The following is a 14759-nucleotide window of genomic DNA, read 5'->3' as shown; positions in this document are numbered from 1 at the left end:
CCGACGGCCAGGAGAGTTGAGATAGTCGTCCGAACCGCGAGATGGATCACACGGTCACCCCCTGTGATCACGAACAGAGAGGAGCCGCAGACCGTGCTGGAAGAAGTCGAGCACTGGCTGGCCACCCGCTCCTGGTCCGTGGCCGATCGCCCTCTCCACCGGATCCTGTCCGCCAAGCAGCGCACGGGCCAGACGATCAGCGTCGTGCTGCCCGCGCTCAACGAGGAGGAGACGGTCGGCGACATCGTCGCGGTCGTCCGGCACGACCTGATGGAACAGGTCCCGCTGGTCGACGAGATCGTCGTCGTCGACTCCGGCTCCACCGACCGTACCTCCGAGGTCGCCGCGCGCGCGGGCGCCCGGGTCGTTCACCGCGACGAGATCCTCCCGCGCGTTCCCGCGGTCCCCGGAAAGGGTGAAGTGCTGTGGCGCTCCCTGCTGGTGACCGGCGGGGACATCGTCTGTTTCGTCGACGCCGACCTGCGCGAGTTCTCCTCCGACTTCGTCTCCGGGATCATCGGCCCGCTGCTCACCGAACCGGGCGTCGACCTGGTCAAGGCCATGTACGACCGTCCGCTCGCCGGGGCGGCGGGGCAGGGCGGCCGGGTCACCGAACTGATGGCCCGGCCGCTGCTGAATCTGCACTGGCCGCAGCTGGCCGGTTTCGTACAGCCGCTGGGCGGCGAGTACGCGGCCCGCCGCAGCCTGCTGGAACAGCTCCCCTTCCCCGTCGGCTACGGCGTGGAGCTGGGCATGCTGGTGGACGCGCTGCACCTGGTGGGGCTCGACGCGCTCGCGCAGGTGGACGTGGGCGTGCGCAAACACCGCCACCAGGACGGACAGGCGCTGGGCCGGATGGCCGCGGCCATCTACCGCACGGCCCAGCTCCGGCTGGCCCGCGGCCATCTCGTCCGCCCCGCGCTGACCCAGTTCGAACGGGGTGCGGACGGCTTCGAGCCGCGCACGTACCCGGTGGACACCGAGGAGCGGCCGCCGATGGCGGAGATCGCCGAGTACGCCGAACGCAAGGTGGCGTGAACCGGTCGTATACGTCCGCGCGCCGGGCCCATCCGTACGTTTGAGCGTTTCCGGGCCGGGCTAGGTTGTGGACCATGGCTTCCACGCAGGGTGCTGCCGAGAAGGCTCGGGTGCTGGTCGCGTCCAACCGCGGCCCGGTTTCATACACCGTCTACGAGGACGGCGGGGCCGGCGGGGCCGGCTCGCTGCGCGCCAAGCGGGGCGGCGGCGGGCTGGTCTCGGGGCTGTCGGCCATCGGGGCGGACGCGGGCTCGGTGTGGGTGTGCGCGGCGCTCGGCGACGGCGACCGGGCGGCCGTACGGCGGGCGGCCGGCGGACTGCTGCCGGCCGAGGACACCGGCGGGCAGCGGGTGCGGATGCTCGACATCGACGCACGGGTGCACTCCGACGCCTACAACGGCATCGCCAACTCGGTGCTCTGGTTCGTCCACCACATGCTGTACCAGACCCCGCTGGCGCCGGTCTTCGACACGGAGTTCCGGCGGCAGTGGGCGTCGTACGAGGCCTACAACCGGGCGTTCGCCGAGGCGCTGGCCGAGGAGGCGGCCGACGGGGCGGCGGTGCTGGTGCAGGACTACCACCTGTGCCTCGTGCCCGGGATGCTCCGGGTGCTCCGCCCCGACCTGCGCATCGGCCACTTCTCGCACACGCCGTGGGCACCGCCGGACTACTTCCGGCTGCTGCCCGACGACATCGCGGCCGCGCTGCTGAGCGGCATCCTGGGCGCGGACCGGGCGGCCTTTCTGACCACGCGCTGGGCGGACGCGTTCGCGTCCTGCTGTGCCGCGGTCCTGGGTCCCGACAGCCTCACGGGCACGGAGATCGGCGTGCACGGGCTCGGCGCGGACGCGGACTTCCTGCGCAAGCGGGCCCATGAGCCGGACGTCGAGGAGCGGATGGCGGCCCTGCGGGCGGAGATCGGCGAGGGCCGCAAGGCCGTGGTCCGCGTCGACCGCACCGAACTGTCCAAGAACATCGTGCGCGGTCTGCTGGCGTACCGGCAGCTGCTGGACGACCACCCCAAGTGGCGCGAGCGGGTGGTGCATATCGCCTTCGCCTATCCGTCCCGGCAGGACCTCGCCGTGTACCGGGAGTACACGGCCGCGGTGCAGCGGGTGGCCCAGGAGATCAACTCGGCCTACGGCACGGCCGGTTGGACCCCGGTCGTGCTGCACGTCAAGGACGACTTCGCGCGCTCGCTGGCCGCCTACCGGCTCGCCGACGTGGCCCTGGTCAACCCCATCCGGGACGGCATGAACCTGGTCGCCAAGGAGGTGCCGGTCGTCTCCGACCAGGGCTGCGCGCTGGTGCTGTCCCGGGAGGCGGGGGCGTACGAGGAGCTGCGCGCCGACGCGCTGGTGGTGAACCCCTACGACGTGCTGGAGACCGCGCGGGCCCTGCACGAGGCGCTGTCCCTCAGGCCGGAGGAGCGGGCGGACCGCGCCAAGAGACTGGCGGCGGCGGCCACCGCGCTTCCCCCGGCCCAGTGGTTCCTGGAGCAGCTGCGGGCGCTGGAGGAGCTTCCGGCCGGCTGAGGCTTCAGTCCAGCTGGGCGGCGAGGGTCCGCAGCAGGTGCACGACGCCGGACGGGCCGTCCACCACCAGGTCCGCGCGCTCCGCCAGTTCCGTGACCTCCGTGCTGCCGCTGCACACCAGGACGCCGAAGACCCCGTCGGAGCGGAGTTCGTCGACGGCGTCGAAGGCGGGGAGGTCGCCCAGGTCGTCGCCGGCGTAGAGGACCGACTCGGCGCCGGTCTTGCGGACGTACTCGCTGAGCGCCACGCCCTTGTCCATGCCCGGCGGGCGCAGTTCCAGGACCATGCGGCCGGGTTCGACGATCAGGCCGTGGCGGGCGGCGAGGTCGGCGAGGGGGCCGCGCAGGGCCTCGAACGCGGCCTGCGGGTCGTCGGCGCGGCGGGTGTGGACCGCGACCGCCCGGCCCTTCTCCTCGATCCAGGTGCCGGGCCAGGCGCCGGCCCGGTCCAGGACGCCGGGCAGCTCGGCGCGGACCGCCGCGACGCCGGGGTGCGGGGCGGGGGCGGTGACGGTGCCGGTGACCGCGTCCCAGCGTTCGGCGCCGTAGTGGCCGAGGACGGTGAGGTGCGCCAGGCCGGGGACGCCGGCGAAGCCGCCGTAGCGGACCGCGACGCCGGCGGGGCGGCCGGTGATCACGGCGATGGAGGCGACCTTCGGGGCGAGGGCGGCGAGCGCCGGTACAGCTTCGGGGTGGGCGCGGGCCTGTTCGGGGTCGGCGACGATGGGGGCGAGGGTGCCGTCGAAATCCAGGCCGACGACTGCTGCGGTGGGCTTGGCCAGGAGTGCGGTGAGTCCGTCTCGGCCGGGCTGGGTCTGCGGGGTGGGCAGAGGGTCCATACCTCCGACACTATCCAGGCTCGGCCGGGCTCACTCCTGACGGAACCGCGGTGCCGTCGGCTTCAGCGTTCCTTTTCAGGGCTCCTTCAGCGCTCCGAGCGGCGAGCGTCCCGTACCCGGCGCAGGCGGTTCACCGTCACCGGGTCGTGGGCCAGGGCTCTCTCGTCGTCCAGCAGCGCGTTCAGCAGCTGGTAGTAGCGCACCGGGGCCAGGCCCAGCTCCTCGCGTATCGCTCGCTCCTTCGCGCCGGGGCCGGGAAAGCCCCGGCGCTCCAGGGCGAGGACGGCTTGTTCGCGCAGGCCCAGTTCCATGACAGCCACCGTAGCGCCGGGGACTGACAGCCCGGTCAGCCCTTGCTGCTGCTGTCCGCCGCCGTCGCCGTCGCCTGGAGGCGGGACAGGACGGCGGCGGGGCTGCCGTCGGGGGCCACGGCCTGGCCGATGTTCTGCTTCACGGCCGCACTGACCGACGCCCAGGAGGTCTTGCCGACGGGGTACAGCTCGGAGGTGGGCAGCTGCTCGAGGAAGGGGTGCAGGGCCTTGTCGGGGGCGGCGTCCGAGTCGATCATGGCGTTGGAGGCGGAGCCGGTGACCGGCAGCAGGCCGTACTGGCGGGAGAAGTCGAGGACGTTCTTCTTGCTGTAGGCGAAGTTGAGGAAGTCGCCTATCTGCTCGGCGTGCCCGTTCTGCTTGAAGGCCATCATCCAGTCGGCGACCCCCATGGAGGCCCTGGCCTTGCCGCTGCGCCCCGGCATCGGCACCATGCCGAACTGCACGCCCTTCTTCCCGGCCTGCTGGATCAGCGTGGGATGCCCGTTGAGCATGCCGACCTGCCCGTCGGCGAACGCCGCGAAGGCATCCGCGCGGTTGAGCTTGCCGGGCGCGACGGGCCCGGTCAGCCCCTTGCCGACCAGGTCGTCCTTGAGCCAGGTGAAGGTGTCGACGTTCTGCGCGGAGTCGATGGTGTAGGTGCCGATGTCGTCGGTGTAGCCGGTGCCGCCGCTCGCGCCGCTCAGCATCCACTGCATGGTCTCGGCCTGCGCCTCCTCGGGGCCGAGGGGCAGCGCCATGGGGTACTTGACGCCCTTGTCCTTGAGCGTCTTGGCGTCGGCGGCCAGCTCGTCCCAGGTGGTGGGCGGGGTGGTGATGCCGGCCTTGGCGAACAGGGTCTTGTTGTAGAAGAGCACGCGCGTGGAGGCCCCGAAGGGGATGCCGAACTGCGTGTGGTTCCACTGGCCCGCGTCGGAGAGCTGGGAGAGGAAGTCGGCCTGGGTGCGGATGGAGAGCAGGTCGGAGGCCGGGTAGAGCTTCCCGGCGGCCGCGTAGTCGGCGTAGGCGCCGATCTGGGCCAGGTCGGGGGCGTGGCCCGCGGCGACCATGTCCTTGACCTTGGCGTCGACGTCGTTCCAGGAGTACACGCTGACGTCGATCTTCACGCCGGGGTGCTTGGACTCGTACTCCTTGACCAGCGCGTCCCAGTACTTCTTGGAGCTGTTCGCGGCCGAGTCGCCGTAGTCGGCGGCGACCAGTTTCAGTGTGACGTCGGAGGAGCCCGAACTCCCGCAGCCGCCGAGGACCGTCGTCATGCCCAGTGCGGACACCACCGCGATCGTTCCTGCCGTACGCCGACGCAACCTCAACGCCCCAACCCTGCTGTCTGACCGTTCAATATATGGACACATAAGGTCTACACCACGCGAGTGGACTAGACCTCTCGCGGGTGGCCGGGCCACACTAGGTGCCGTGGTGAGACATGTCATCGCCCTGGACGTGGGCGGTACCGGGATGAAGGCCGCCCTCGTCGGCGACGACGGCGAACTGCTGCACCGTGCCCGCCGCGCCACCGGCCGCGAGCGCGGACCGGACGCGGTGGTCGAGACGATCCTCGACTTCGCCGCCGAGCTGCGCGCGTACGGCCTGCAGCGCTACGGCGAGGCCGCCGCCGCTGTCGGCATCGCCGTCCCCGGCATCGTCGACGAGGAGCGGGGCATCGCCGCCTACGCGGCCAACCTCGGCTGGCGGGACGTACCGCTGCGCGCACTGCTCACGCGGCGGCTCGGCATCCCCGTCGCCCTCGGCCACGACGTGCGCACCGGCGGCCTCGCCGAGGGCCGGATCGGCGCGGGCAAGGGCGCCGACCGCTTCCTGTTCGTACCGCTCGGCACCGGGATCGCCGGCGCCATCGGCATCGACGGCCGGGTCGAGGCGGGCGCGCACGGCTTCGCGGGCGAGATCGGCCACATCGTCGTACGACCGTCCGGCACGCCCTGCCCGTGCGGGCAACACGGCTGCCTGGAGCGGTACGCCTCCGCGTCCGCCGTGACCGAGGCCTGGGCGGCGGCCTGCGGGGACCCGGACGCGGACGCCGCCGACTGCGCCAAGGCCGTCGCGTCCGGTGACCCGAACGCCGTCCGGGTCTGGCAGGAGGCGGTGGACGCGCTCGCCGACGGGCTGGTCACCGCGCTCACCCTGCTGGACCCGCGCACCCTGATCATCGGTGGCGGTCTCGCCGAGGCCGGGGAAGTGTTGTTCCAGCCCCTGCGGGACGCCGTCCGGCAGCGGGTCACCTTCCAGAAACTGCCGGTCATCGTCCCCGCGGCCCTGGGCGACACGGCCGGCTGCCTGGGCGCGGGACTGCTGGCGCAGGACCTGCTCGACTCCACCGACCTCGACCCCACCGACCCCACCGACCCCACCGACCCCCCGGAGGTAACCGCCTGATGGCTCCCAGCTTGGTTCTCACAGGTGCTCGGGTGGTGCTGCCCGGCGGAGTGGTGGACGACGGGCGCGTATCCGTCGAGGGTACGAAGATCACGGCTGCCGCTCCCGAGAACGCCGAGGTCATCGACGTATCCGGCCACTGGCTGATCCCCGGCTTCGTGGACATCCACAACCACGGCGGCGGCGGAGCCTCCTTCTCCGGCACCCCCGACGACATCCTGAAGGCCATCCACACGCACCGCGTGCACGGCACCACCACCCTCGTCGCCTCCACCGTCACCGACGAGATGGACCTGCTCGCGCGGCAGGCCGGGCTGCTGAGCGAGCTGGCCGAGCAGGGAGACATCGCGGGCATCCACTTCGAGGGCCCGTTCATCTCCCCCTGCCGCAAGGGCGCGCACTCCGAGGAACTGCTGCGCGACCCGGAGCCCGCCGAGGTCCGCAAGCTGATCGACGCGGCACGCGGCAGGGCGAAGATGGTCACGCTCGCCACCGAGCTGCCGGGCGGCCTCGACTCCGTACGGCTGCTGGCCGAGCACGGCGTGATCGCCGCGATCGGCCACACGGACGCCACCTACGAACAGACCGTCCAGGCCATCGACGCGGGCGCCACGGTCGCCACCCACCTCTTCAACGCGATGCCCCCGCTGGGCCACCGCACGCCCGGTCCGATCGCCGCCCTGCTGGAGGACGAGCGGGTCACGGTCGAGTTGATCAACGACGGCACGCATCTCCACCCGGCCGCGCTGGAGCTGGCCTTCCACCACGCGGGCGCGGACCGGGTCGCGTTCATCACGGACGCGATGGACGCGGCCGGCATCGGCGACGGCCGCTACATGCTCGGCCCGCTGGAGGTCGAGGTCAGCGAGGGCGTGGCCCGGCTGGTGCAGGGCGGCTCGATCGCGGGCTCCACGCTCACCCTGGACCGCGCGTTCCAGCGGGCGGTGACCATCGACAGGCTCTCGGTCGAGGACGCCGTGACGGCCCTGTCCGTCAACCCCGCCCGCCTCCTCGGCCTCTTCGACCGCATCGGCTCCCTGGAACCCGGCAAGGACGCCGACCTGCTCCTGCTGGACGCGGACTTCGGCCTCAAGGGCGTGATGCGGCACGGCGCGTGGGTGGTCCCGCCCCAACTGGCCTGATCTGCCCGCCTTTCCCTCGACGGCGGCCGACCCGTCACTGGGCTGGCCGCCGTCTCTTTGGCATGATCGGGCCCCAGAAAACGAAGGAACTTCGAGGGAGGCCGGCCCGGGTGATCCTCACGGTCACACTGAACACCGCTCTCGACCTCACCTATCGCGTGCGGTCGCTACGGCCGCACGCCTCGCACCGGGTCTCGGACGTCGTCGAGCGGCCCGGCGGCAAGGGCGTGAACGTGGCCCGGGTACTGGCCGCGCTCGGGCACGAGACGACGGTCACGGGGTTCGTGGGCGGCGCGACCGGGCGTGCGATGCGCGACCAGCTCGGCGGCATCCCCGGTCTGACGGACGCGCTGGTCCCGGTCGCCGGGGCGACCCGCCGCACGATCGCCGTGGTGGACGAACTCTCCGGTGACACCACCCAGTTGAACGAGCCCGGCCCGCAGATCGCGCCGGCCGAGTGGGGCGCCTTCCTCGACCGGTACGAGGAGCTCCTGGACGGCGGAGTCCGCGCGGTGGCCCTGTGCGGCAGCCTGCCACCGGGCGTCCCGGTCGGCGCGTACGCCCATCTCGTCAGAGCCGCCCGCGCCGCCGGAGCCCCCGTACTGCTGGACACCAGCGGCGAGCCACTGCGCCGCGGCGTGGCGGCCCGCCCGGACCTCATCAAGCCGAACACCGACGAACTCGCCGAACTCACCGGCTCCCACGAGCCGTTGCGCGCCACACAGGACGCCCGCCGCCGCGGCGCCCACGCGGTCGTCGCCTCCCTCGGCGCGGACGGCCTGCTCGCCGTCACCCCCGAGGGCCGCTGGCGCGCCACCCCACCGGCCCGGATACACGGCAACCCGACGGGCGCCGGCGACTCGGCGGTCGCCGGCCTGCTCTCGGGCCTGGTGCAGCGGTTGCCCTGGCCGGACCGGCTGGCTCGCGCGGTCGCACTCTCCGCGGCGACCGTGATGGCTCCGGCGGCGGGCGAGTTCGACCGGGACGCTTACGAGCAACTACTGGCAAGGATCTCCGTGACCGGGGACTCCAGCGCCGCGTGAGCCCTTCTTGACCCGTCTCTCATGTCCTCACAGGAGAAACGCGATCAAAGAGTTCACCTGCGATGGTGCCGAGGAGACCCTCTTCCGGTTCCTCTTGTTCGGCAGCCTTTTTGGGCGCGCCGTGCGCATGGTCGGCACCGTGCGCGCTGTCAGCCGTTTTACCCTCTCCGTCCCTGCTGCCGCCGGCAGGCTCGGGGCGGGCGATCGACCTCTCGGTGGTGGGCTTTTGCGGAGTGGCCGCGGATGCGCCGGTCATGCCGATCGCGGCGAGCAGGACAGGAGTGGCGATCACGATGGCCAAGGCTCTACGTACACGCATGGTTTCCACCTCGTCTAGGACAACGTCGCCACCAAGCTGCCCCGGCCGATCATTCCGAAAAACCGCTCACCGAACTAACCACTCTTACGGCCGCAGTCGGGGGCCTAGCCGTTGCGCGTGTGCTGGCCCTGCTTGAGCCACAGCTGGTCGATCAGCGCGTTGCACTGGTCGCCGGCCTGGCAGGAGATGGAGATCGTGTTGGAGCCCTGGTTGAGGGTGGGCCACACGTAGGTTGTCGTCCAGCCGTTCACGAAGTCGCCGGCCTTGGCGTGCGCGTAGTTCTTCAGCGGCAGCCCGGGGGCGAACGGCTTACCGTTGATGCTGACCGTCATCTTCTGGTCCTGCCCGGGCACGCTGAAGTGCGCGAACAGAGTGTAGGTGCCGTCCGAGGGGACGTTGTTGACAGTCCAGGTGATGGAGGAGCCGGCCTGGTTCAGGCCGCCCACATAGGAACCGTCAGAGGTCTGCGCGCCCTTGACGTCCGTGGCTTTCGCCGCGCCGCCCGCCAACTGGAGGGCACCCGCGTCGGTCTTCAGCTCGCCGGACGCCGAGCTGCTGCTGGACGGGCTCGGACCCTGGCTCTGGGACTGGCTCGGCGTCGTGCCCGCCTGGTTGTCGTTCTTCTTGCCGTCGCTGCCGTTGAGCATCGCCACGCTGATCCCTATGACGACCGCGGCGACCACCGCGATCGCGCCGATCAGCAGGCCCTTGGTGTTCGGGCCGCGGCGGCCGGGGGCGGGCGGCGCGGATCGGGGGCCGCTCGGCGGGGCGCCGCCGGGCAGGGTCTCCGGGGCCTGGTAGTGGGCGTTCGGATGGCCGTAGGCACCCTGCTGCTGCGGGATGCCGGGCTGCTGGCCGTACGCCGACGGCTGCTGGCCGTACTGGCGCTCGCCGACCGCACGCACCCTGCTGACCGAGTTCGGGTAGCCGTAACCGCCGGACGGCGGCTGGGCCCCTCTGGCCTGGCCGTCTGCGTACAGATAGCCGAACGGGTCGTCGTCCTCGGGCGTGCTCGGGCCGTTTTCGCCGGGCGTCATCCCTTGGTCTCCTCAGCGGGTGCGGGTGGATCGATACAGGTCTGGAAGGGCGAGCCTACCCGCTCCGACTGAGCCAAACGGGTGACTCGAATCGCATCAAGTCCCTGACCTGCGGATCACCCGGCGCGTCGGTGTTGTTTGGGACGAGATCGTTTCTCTACGTACATACGTTCGTCGGCTGACTTCAACACTTCGTCCGCGGTCATGCCGCAGTGTGCCCACCCGATGCCGAAGCTCGCGCCCACCCGGACGGCCCGTCCCTCGGCGCGGATCGGCTGGATGATCTCGTTGCGCAGCCGTACGGCGAGATCCTGGGCGTCGGCCCGGCCGAGGCCGTCGGCGAGGATCACGAACTCGTCGCCGCCGAGGCGGGCGACCGTGTCGCCGTCGCGGACACCCCGGGACAGCCTGCGCGCCACCTCGATCAACACCGCGTCGCCCGCGTTGTGCCCGAAGCGGTCGTTGATCGACTTGAAGCCGTCGAGGTCGCAGAAGAGCACCGCGAGGCCCTTGGTGCCGTCGTCCTGGCCGTCCTCGGGGGCGACGGTGTGCACATGGTGGTCGTAGCCGTCGTACCCCTCCGTGCCCGGCCGGAAGTCGAAGCCGTGGCCGGCGGGGGTGTCGAAGGCGGGGTGGCCGTAGGCCGCGTCCAGGGACTCCAGCTCGCCGGCGTGGGCCGCGCGCCGGCACAGCCGGGACGCCAGGCGCGAGCGCAGCTCGGCGGAGTTCGGCAGGCCTGTGAGGGAGTCGTGGGAGGCGCGGTGGGCGAGCTGCAGCTCGCGGCGCTTGCGCTCCTCTATGTCCTCGACGTGGGTGAGGAGGAAGCGCGGGCCGTCGGCGGCGTCCGCGACGACGCTGTTGCGCAGGGACACCCAGACATACGTGCCGTCCCGGCGGCCCAGGCGCAGTTCCGCCCGGCCGCCCTCCGCCGAGGTCCGCAGCAGGGTGCCGATGTCCTCGGGGTGGACGAGGTCGGAGAAGGAGTAGCGGCGCATCGCGGAGGCGGGGCGGCCCAGCAGGCGACACAGGGCGTCGTTGGTGCGCAGGATGCGGCCGTGCTGGTCGCCGCCCATCTCAGCGATCGCCATGCCCGAGGGGGCGTACTCGAAGGCCTGCCTGAAGCTTTCCTCACTGGCCCGCAGCGCCTGCTGCTCGCGCTCCAGGCGGACCAGTGCCCGCTGCATATTCGCGCGTAGACGGGCGTTGCTGATGGCGATGGCGGCCTGGAAGGCGTACATCTGCAGGGCCTCGCGGCCCCAGGCGCCGGGGCGGCGGCCGTTGCGCGGCCGGTCGACGGAGATGACCCCGAGCAGCTCGCCGGAGGAGCCGCCCTGCACGCCCGGCGTGTACATGGGGGCGAAGAGGCGGTCGGAGGGGTGCCACTCGTCCTCGAAGCGCGGCGCGGGCCCGTCCGTGTACCACTGGGGTACGTCGTCGTCGTCCAGCACCCAGCCCTCGGTGTGCGGTATGAAGACCAGGTCGCCCCAGTTCTCGCCCATGTGCAGCCGGCGCTCCCAGGACTCGCGGGAGCCGACCCGGCCGGTGATCAGGGCCTCGGCGGCGGAGTTCCCGGAGAACGCGGCGACGACGAGATCGCCGTCGGGGCGGACGAGGTTCACGCACGCCATCTCGTAGCCGAGGGCGTGTACGGCGCCGTCGGAGACGGTCTGCAGTGTGTCCGCCAGGCTGCGTGCCGTGTTCATGTCGGCCATGACCTGGTGCAGCTGCCGCAGGGACGCAAGACGGACGTACGGCTCCGACTCGGTCTCCATGCTCGCCCTCCCCCCGAGACCTCGCAGCGAATCAAGGGTTGTCTTCGGCGCTTCTCTTGGGTGCCTCTTACGGTGCTGTCTGACTTTCCCCGCCACTGAATCACAGCGCGCTGCCCACTCGGTACACAGGGTCAACAATTCCTGCCTCTTGTGACTCAAGTCACAGGAGAACGTGAACAATTGAGTGGAGTTTCCGCGGTTTCCCTGTGCGTTTCCTGAACGGAAGTTTTGCGGGCGTGCGCACATGATGCACGCGATTGTCGCACCGGGAGGCGGTGCAGATCGCGGCCCTCGGCGGCCGGCGGCCGGCCCGCTCGGCCGTTGGTCCTAGGACCCGGCTCGGGCGAAGGCCCGATGCGGTTCGTGCAGAGCGGAGATTAGCGTTTCCGGCGTGCTGAAGACGCCCTCATCCCCCGCCACCGCCGCTTCCGGGCATGCTGAGGGGGTGAGCAACGACGAGTTCCGGGCCGCGATGTCCCGACTGGCCGCCGGAGTGGTCCTGGTGACCGCGCAGGAGCCGCCACTGGACCCGGACGATCCGGACGCGCCGGGCGTGGAGGACGTCGGCATGACCGCCACCGCCTTCCTGTCGGTCTCCCTCGACCCGCCGCTTGTCCTGGTCAGCCTGCGTGCGGGCGCCCGCATGGACGACCTGCTCGACGAACAGCCCCTGTGGGCGGTGTCGGTGCTCACCGAGAGCCAGCGGCACATCGCGGGCCGGTTCGCGATGAAGGGCCGGATCAGCGACCGGCTGCTCTTCGAGGACATCCCCTACGTCCGCGGCGAGGCCACCGGCGCCCCACTGGTCGGCGGCGCGCTGGCCACGCTGGAGTGCCGCACCGAGCAGCGGGTGACGGCCGGCGACCACACCCTCGTCATCGGCCGCGTCCTGACCGCACACGTCCCGAGCGCGGAGGGCGGCCCGCTGCTGTATTTCCGCGGCCGGTACCGCCAGTTGGACTGACCGGCGAAGTTCTCGATTATCGCGGCGTAAATCCAGTATCCAGGTTTTGCACCCGCCCTGTCACCATCTTCACGGATGATCTTCGCATCCGGAAACGCCCCTAGGGTTTCCATGCACCCAACGGCACGGCATTTCCGAGGAGTTGACGATGACGAACGACCGTCCGCACCACACCGAACCGGCCGCGGAACTGGCCGCGGAATTGGCACGGATGGCCACGGCGGACCACGAACTGGCCGCCCGCGCCCACAGCGACGACCCGGCCGAACAGCTCGCGTGGCGCCGGCTGACCGCGCGGCACGCGGACCGGCTCGGCGAGATCATGGACGAACACGGCTGGCCCACCGCCGACCGGGTCGGCCCGGAGGCCGCCCGTGCGGCCTGGCTGATCGCCCAGCACGCGGACCGCCGGCTCGACATCCAGCGCCGCGCGCTACGCCTGCTGGAGCAGGCGGTCGCGGAAGGCAGGGCCGCCGCCCGCGACCTCGCCTTCCTCCGCGACCGCACCCTCGTCAACGAGGGCCACGAACAGATCTACGGCACCCAGATCGCCGCCGTCCACAACGGCTCCCCGGTCCCGTGGCCGACCATCGATCCCGAGCACCTGGACGAACGCCGAGCGGAGGTGGGAATCGAGCCGTACGAGGAGTACGTGGCCCGGCACGCGCCCGCATAGCGCCGCCGGCGCGGGCGAGCGGGACGCGCTCCCCGAGCCGGCCGCCAGATCTACGCCGGCTCGATCGTCAGCGTCGGTCTATGCCGGCCTCGATCGTCAGCGTCGGTCTATGCCGGCTCGATCGTCAGCGTCGACAGGTCCGCCGGGTTCGTGACGACGTCGATGGACGTGATGCGGTCGGCGGCGAAGGTGAACGTCAGGACCCGCTCGACGCGACCGTCGGCGTACACGACCAGCCCCGTCGCGCCGTCCACCAGCGCCGGCCGCGCCACCCGCGCAAGATGCGCGAAGCTCTTCGCCCCCGAGGCGACCCCGGCCGCCCCCACCGTCGCACCGGCCTCGCTGCGCGCCACCACGTCCGGATCGAGCACGGCCAGCAGCCCCTCGAAGTCACCGCCCCGCGCCGCCGCCAGAAACGCGTCGACGACCTCCCGCTGCCGCACCAGATCGGCCTCCGGCGCATCCGCTCCCCGCACCCGCCGCCGCGCCCGGCTGGCCAGCTGCCGCGCCGCGGCCGGGCTGCGCCCGAGCACCCCGCCGACCTCCTCGAACGGCACCCCGAACAGGTCGTGCAGCACGAACGCCAGCCGCTCGGCCGGCGAGAGCGTCTCCAGGACGACGAGCAGGGCCACCCCGACCGAGTCCGCGAGCACGGCGTCCTGCGCCGGATCCGGCTCGGCGGACGGCCCCGGATGCCAGGTGTCCAGCGACTGCTCGCCCCGGGAGCGGCGGGAGCGGAGCATGTCGAGGCAGACCCGGCCCACCACGGTCGTCAGCCAGCCGCCCAGGTTGCCCACCTCACCGGCGTCGGACCGACTCAGCCGGAACCACGCCTCCTGCACCGCGTCCTCGGCCTCCGTGGCCGAGCCCAGCATCCGGTAGGCGACGGCCCGCAGATGCCCCCGGTATGCCTCGAACCGCTCGGCGAGAAGGTCGTCGTCGCGGTGCTGCTCGTTGTCACTCATCGGGCTCTCCGGCCTCTCCGTCGCCATCCCTGGGTCCTCTGCTTCACTGACGATCGACGGGCCGGAGATGTGACGGGCTCACCGGCTGGGCGCAGGCATCGACATACCGAAATACCGAACGGCAGTCGTCGTAGTGGGCGGCCCGGTCCGTCGGCCGACGTCCGGTTCCGGGTCGGCTGGCGCGCGATCCCGGGTCGGCTAGCGCCCGGTTCCGGGGCCGCTCATGTCCAGTCCCGGCCGGAGCGGCCCCGCTTGGTGTCCGAGCGCTGCTTCTTCTCCCGCAGCCGGCGTTCGTTGATGCCGCGCGGGATACGGGTCGGCCGGCGCGGCTTCGGCGGGGGCGCGCAGGCCTCCGCGAGCAGCGCGGCGAGGCGCACGGCGGCGGTCTCGCGGTTGCGCCACTGGGAGCGGTGCTCGGAGGACCGTACGACGACGACCCCGTCGACGAGCCGCCCGGCCAGCCGCTGCAGCGCCCGCTCCTTCCACACCGGAGGGAGCGCCTCCGTGCGGGCGAGGTCGAAGCGCAGCTCCACCTGCGAGTCACTGGTGTTGACGTGCTGTCCGCCGGGCCCTGACGACCTGGAGAAACGCCACGTCAGCTCGGCCTCGGGAAGCGAGACCGAGCCACGGATGAAGTAGGGCCCGGACATGCCTCCCATGTTCCCGGGCGGCCCGTCTCACGTCACCCTGTTTTCGCTCTCGGTAAAAAA

At 71.7% G+C, this 14759-nt stretch carries 15 protein-coding genes; 7 read left to right on the top strand and 8 right to left on the bottom strand.

Translation table 11 applies throughout. From position 1 onward, the window contains the following. The first annotated feature begins 93 nt into the window (after window positions 1-93). Both AB5L52_RS24265 and AB5L52_RS24260 read left to right on the top strand, forming a co-directional pair. Window positions 94-1038: a glucosyl-3-phosphoglycerate synthase gene (locus AB5L52_RS24265; protein ID WP_351029271.1), complete on the top strand. Its 945-nt coding sequence runs from the start codon at window positions 94-96 to the stop codon at window positions 1036-1038. A 74-nt stretch (window positions 1039-1112) separates the two neighbouring features. Beyond that, a complete protein-coding gene (locus AB5L52_RS24260; protein ID WP_369366140.1) occupies window positions 1113-2573 on the top strand; it encodes a trehalose-6-phosphate synthase in 1461 nt (486 codons plus the stop codon). A gap of 4 nt (window positions 2574-2577) precedes the next feature. Here AB5L52_RS24260 and otsB read toward each other — a convergent pair whose 3' ends face one another. From otsB to AB5L52_RS24245, 3 genes are all read right to left on the bottom strand, one after another. Beyond that, window positions 2578-3411, bottom strand: coding sequence for a trehalose-phosphatase (gene otsB, locus AB5L52_RS24255; protein WP_351029195.1), 834 nt, complete (start codon window positions 3409-3411; stop codon window positions 2578-2580). An 86-nt stretch (window positions 3412-3497) separates the two neighbouring features. Then, window positions 3498-3722 carry a DUF3263 domain-containing protein gene (locus AB5L52_RS24250; protein WP_351029197.1) on the bottom strand — a complete coding sequence of 75 codons (225 nt, stop codon included), beginning with the start codon at window positions 3720-3722 and terminating at the stop codon, window positions 3498-3500. A gap of 35 nt (window positions 3723-3757) precedes the next feature. Next, the gene (locus AB5L52_RS24245) at window positions 3758-5014 is read right to left on the bottom strand and encodes an extracellular solute-binding protein (protein ID WP_369366137.1); all 1257 of its coding nucleotides are present in this window, start codon (window positions 5012-5014) and stop codon (window positions 3758-3760) included. A 142-nt stretch (window positions 5015-5156) separates the two neighbouring features. Here AB5L52_RS24245 and AB5L52_RS24240 point away from each other — a divergent pair, with 142 nt between their 5' ends. The 3 genes from AB5L52_RS24240 to AB5L52_RS24230 all read left to right on the top strand — a co-directional run bounded on the left by AB5L52_RS24240 (window position 5157) and on the right by AB5L52_RS24230 (window position 8316). Continuing rightward, window positions 5157-6131: an ROK family protein gene (locus AB5L52_RS24240; protein ID WP_369368960.1), complete on the top strand. Its 975-nt coding sequence runs from the start codon at window positions 5157-5159 to the stop codon at window positions 6129-6131. After that, window positions 6131-7273: an N-acetylglucosamine-6-phosphate deacetylase gene (gene nagA, locus AB5L52_RS24235; RefSeq protein WP_351029201.1), complete on the top strand. Its 1143-nt coding sequence runs from the start codon at window positions 6131-6133 to the stop codon at window positions 7271-7273. Before AB5L52_RS24240 ends, nagA begins: the two co-directional genes overlap by 1 nt. 110 nt (window positions 7274-7383) lie before the next feature. Next, window positions 7384-8316, top strand: coding sequence for a 1-phosphofructokinase family hexose kinase (locus AB5L52_RS24230; protein ID WP_351568735.1), 933 nt, complete (start codon window positions 7384-7386; stop codon window positions 8314-8316). Window positions 8317-8335: 19 nt separating this feature from the next. Here the strand turns inward: AB5L52_RS24230 and AB5L52_RS24225 are convergent, their stop codons facing one another. The 3 genes from AB5L52_RS24225 to cdgB all read right to left on the bottom strand — a co-directional run bounded on the left by AB5L52_RS24225 (window position 8336) and on the right by cdgB (window position 11444). Further along, the gene (locus tag AB5L52_RS24225; protein WP_351029204.1) at window positions 8336-8635 is read right to left on the bottom strand and encodes a hypothetical protein; all 300 of its coding nucleotides are present in this window, start codon (window positions 8633-8635) and stop codon (window positions 8336-8338) included. 104 nt (window positions 8636-8739) lie between these two features. Then, window positions 8740-9672 (bottom strand): carbohydrate-binding protein, encoded by a 933-nt coding sequence (locus AB5L52_RS24220; protein ID WP_351029205.1) that lies wholly within the window; start codon window positions 9670-9672, stop codon window positions 8740-8742. Window positions 9673-9788: 116 nt separating this feature from the next. Then, window positions 9789-11444, bottom strand: a complete 1656-nt coding sequence (gene cdgB / locus AB5L52_RS24215) for a diguanylate cyclase CdgB (protein ID WP_351568741.1) — start codon at window positions 11442-11444, stop codon at window positions 9789-9791. A gap of 391 nt (window positions 11445-11835) precedes the next feature. Here cdgB and AB5L52_RS24210 point away from each other — a divergent pair, with 391 nt between their 5' ends. Together AB5L52_RS24210 and AB5L52_RS24205 are read left to right on the top strand one after the other, a co-directional pair. Further along, window positions 11836-12408 carry a flavin reductase family protein gene (locus AB5L52_RS24210; RefSeq protein WP_351568744.1) on the top strand — a complete coding sequence of 191 codons (573 nt, stop codon included), beginning with the start codon at window positions 11836-11838 and terminating at the stop codon, window positions 12406-12408. 148 nt (window positions 12409-12556) lie between these two features. Continuing rightward, on the top strand, window positions 12557-13084 hold the full coding sequence (locus tag AB5L52_RS24205) for a DUF6624 domain-containing protein (RefSeq protein WP_369366133.1): 528 nt from the start codon (window positions 12557-12559) through the stop codon (window positions 13082-13084). Between the two features lie 107 nt (window positions 13085-13191). Here the strand turns inward: AB5L52_RS24205 and AB5L52_RS24200 are convergent, their stop codons facing one another. Together AB5L52_RS24200 and arfB are read right to left on the bottom strand one after the other, a co-directional pair. Beyond that, complete coding sequence (locus tag AB5L52_RS24200) at window positions 13192-14049, bottom strand: sigma-70 family RNA polymerase sigma factor (protein WP_351029211.1); 858 nt, start codon at window positions 14047-14049, stop codon at window positions 13192-13194. A 221-nt stretch (window positions 14050-14270) separates the two neighbouring features. Further along, the gene (gene arfB, locus AB5L52_RS24195) at window positions 14271-14708 is read right to left on the bottom strand and encodes an alternative ribosome rescue aminoacyl-tRNA hydrolase ArfB (RefSeq protein ID WP_351029212.1); all 438 of its coding nucleotides are present in this window, start codon (window positions 14706-14708) and stop codon (window positions 14271-14273) included. Window positions 14709-14759 lie beyond the last annotated feature (51 nt).

Origin of the sequence: Streptomyces sp. CG4 (genome assembly GCF_041080655.1) — a bacterium.
Classification (GTDB): domain Bacteria; phylum Actinomycetota; class Actinomycetes; order Streptomycetales; family Streptomycetaceae; genus Streptomyces.
Note: the sequence above shows the minus strand (reverse complement) of the source record. Positions and strands in the feature narration are given on the sequence as shown.

Excerpts from the sequence above, each read along its gene's own strand:
- AB5L52_RS24260 (WP_369366140.1), top strand. The coding sequence starts at position 1,113 with ATGGCTTCCACGCAGGGTGCTGCCGAGAAGGCTCGGGTGCTGGTCGCG.
- otsB (WP_351029195.1), bottom strand. The coding sequence starts at position 3,411 with ATGGACCCTCTGCCCACCCCGCAGACCCAGCCCGGCCGAGACGGACTC.
- AB5L52_RS24250 (WP_351029197.1), bottom strand. The coding sequence starts at position 3,722 with ATGGAACTGGGCCTGCGCGAACAAGCCGTCCTCGCCCTGGAGCGCCGG.
- nagA (WP_351029201.1), top strand. The coding sequence starts at position 6,131 with ATGGCTCCCAGCTTGGTTCTCACAGGTGCTCGGGTGGTGCTGCCCGGC.
- AB5L52_RS24225 (WP_351029204.1), bottom strand. The coding sequence starts at position 8,635 with ATGCGTGTACGTAGAGCCTTGGCCATCGTGATCGCCACTCCTGTCCTG.
- AB5L52_RS24220 (WP_351029205.1), bottom strand. The coding sequence starts at position 9,672 with ATGACGCCCGGCGAAAACGGCCCGAGCACGCCCGAGGACGACGACCCG.
- cdgB (WP_351568741.1), bottom strand. The coding sequence starts at position 11,444 with ATGGAGACCGAGTCGGAGCCGTACGTCCGTCTTGCGTCCCTGCGGCAG.
- AB5L52_RS24205 (WP_369366133.1), top strand. The coding sequence starts at position 12,557 with ATGACGAACGACCGTCCGCACCACACCGAACCGGCCGCGGAACTGGCC.
- AB5L52_RS24200 (WP_351029211.1), bottom strand. The coding sequence starts at position 14,049 with ATGAGTGACAACGAGCAGCACCGCGACGACGACCTTCTCGCCGAGCGG.
- arfB (WP_351029212.1), bottom strand. The coding sequence starts at position 14,708 with ATGGGAGGCATGTCCGGGCCCTACTTCATCCGTGGCTCGGTCTCGCTT.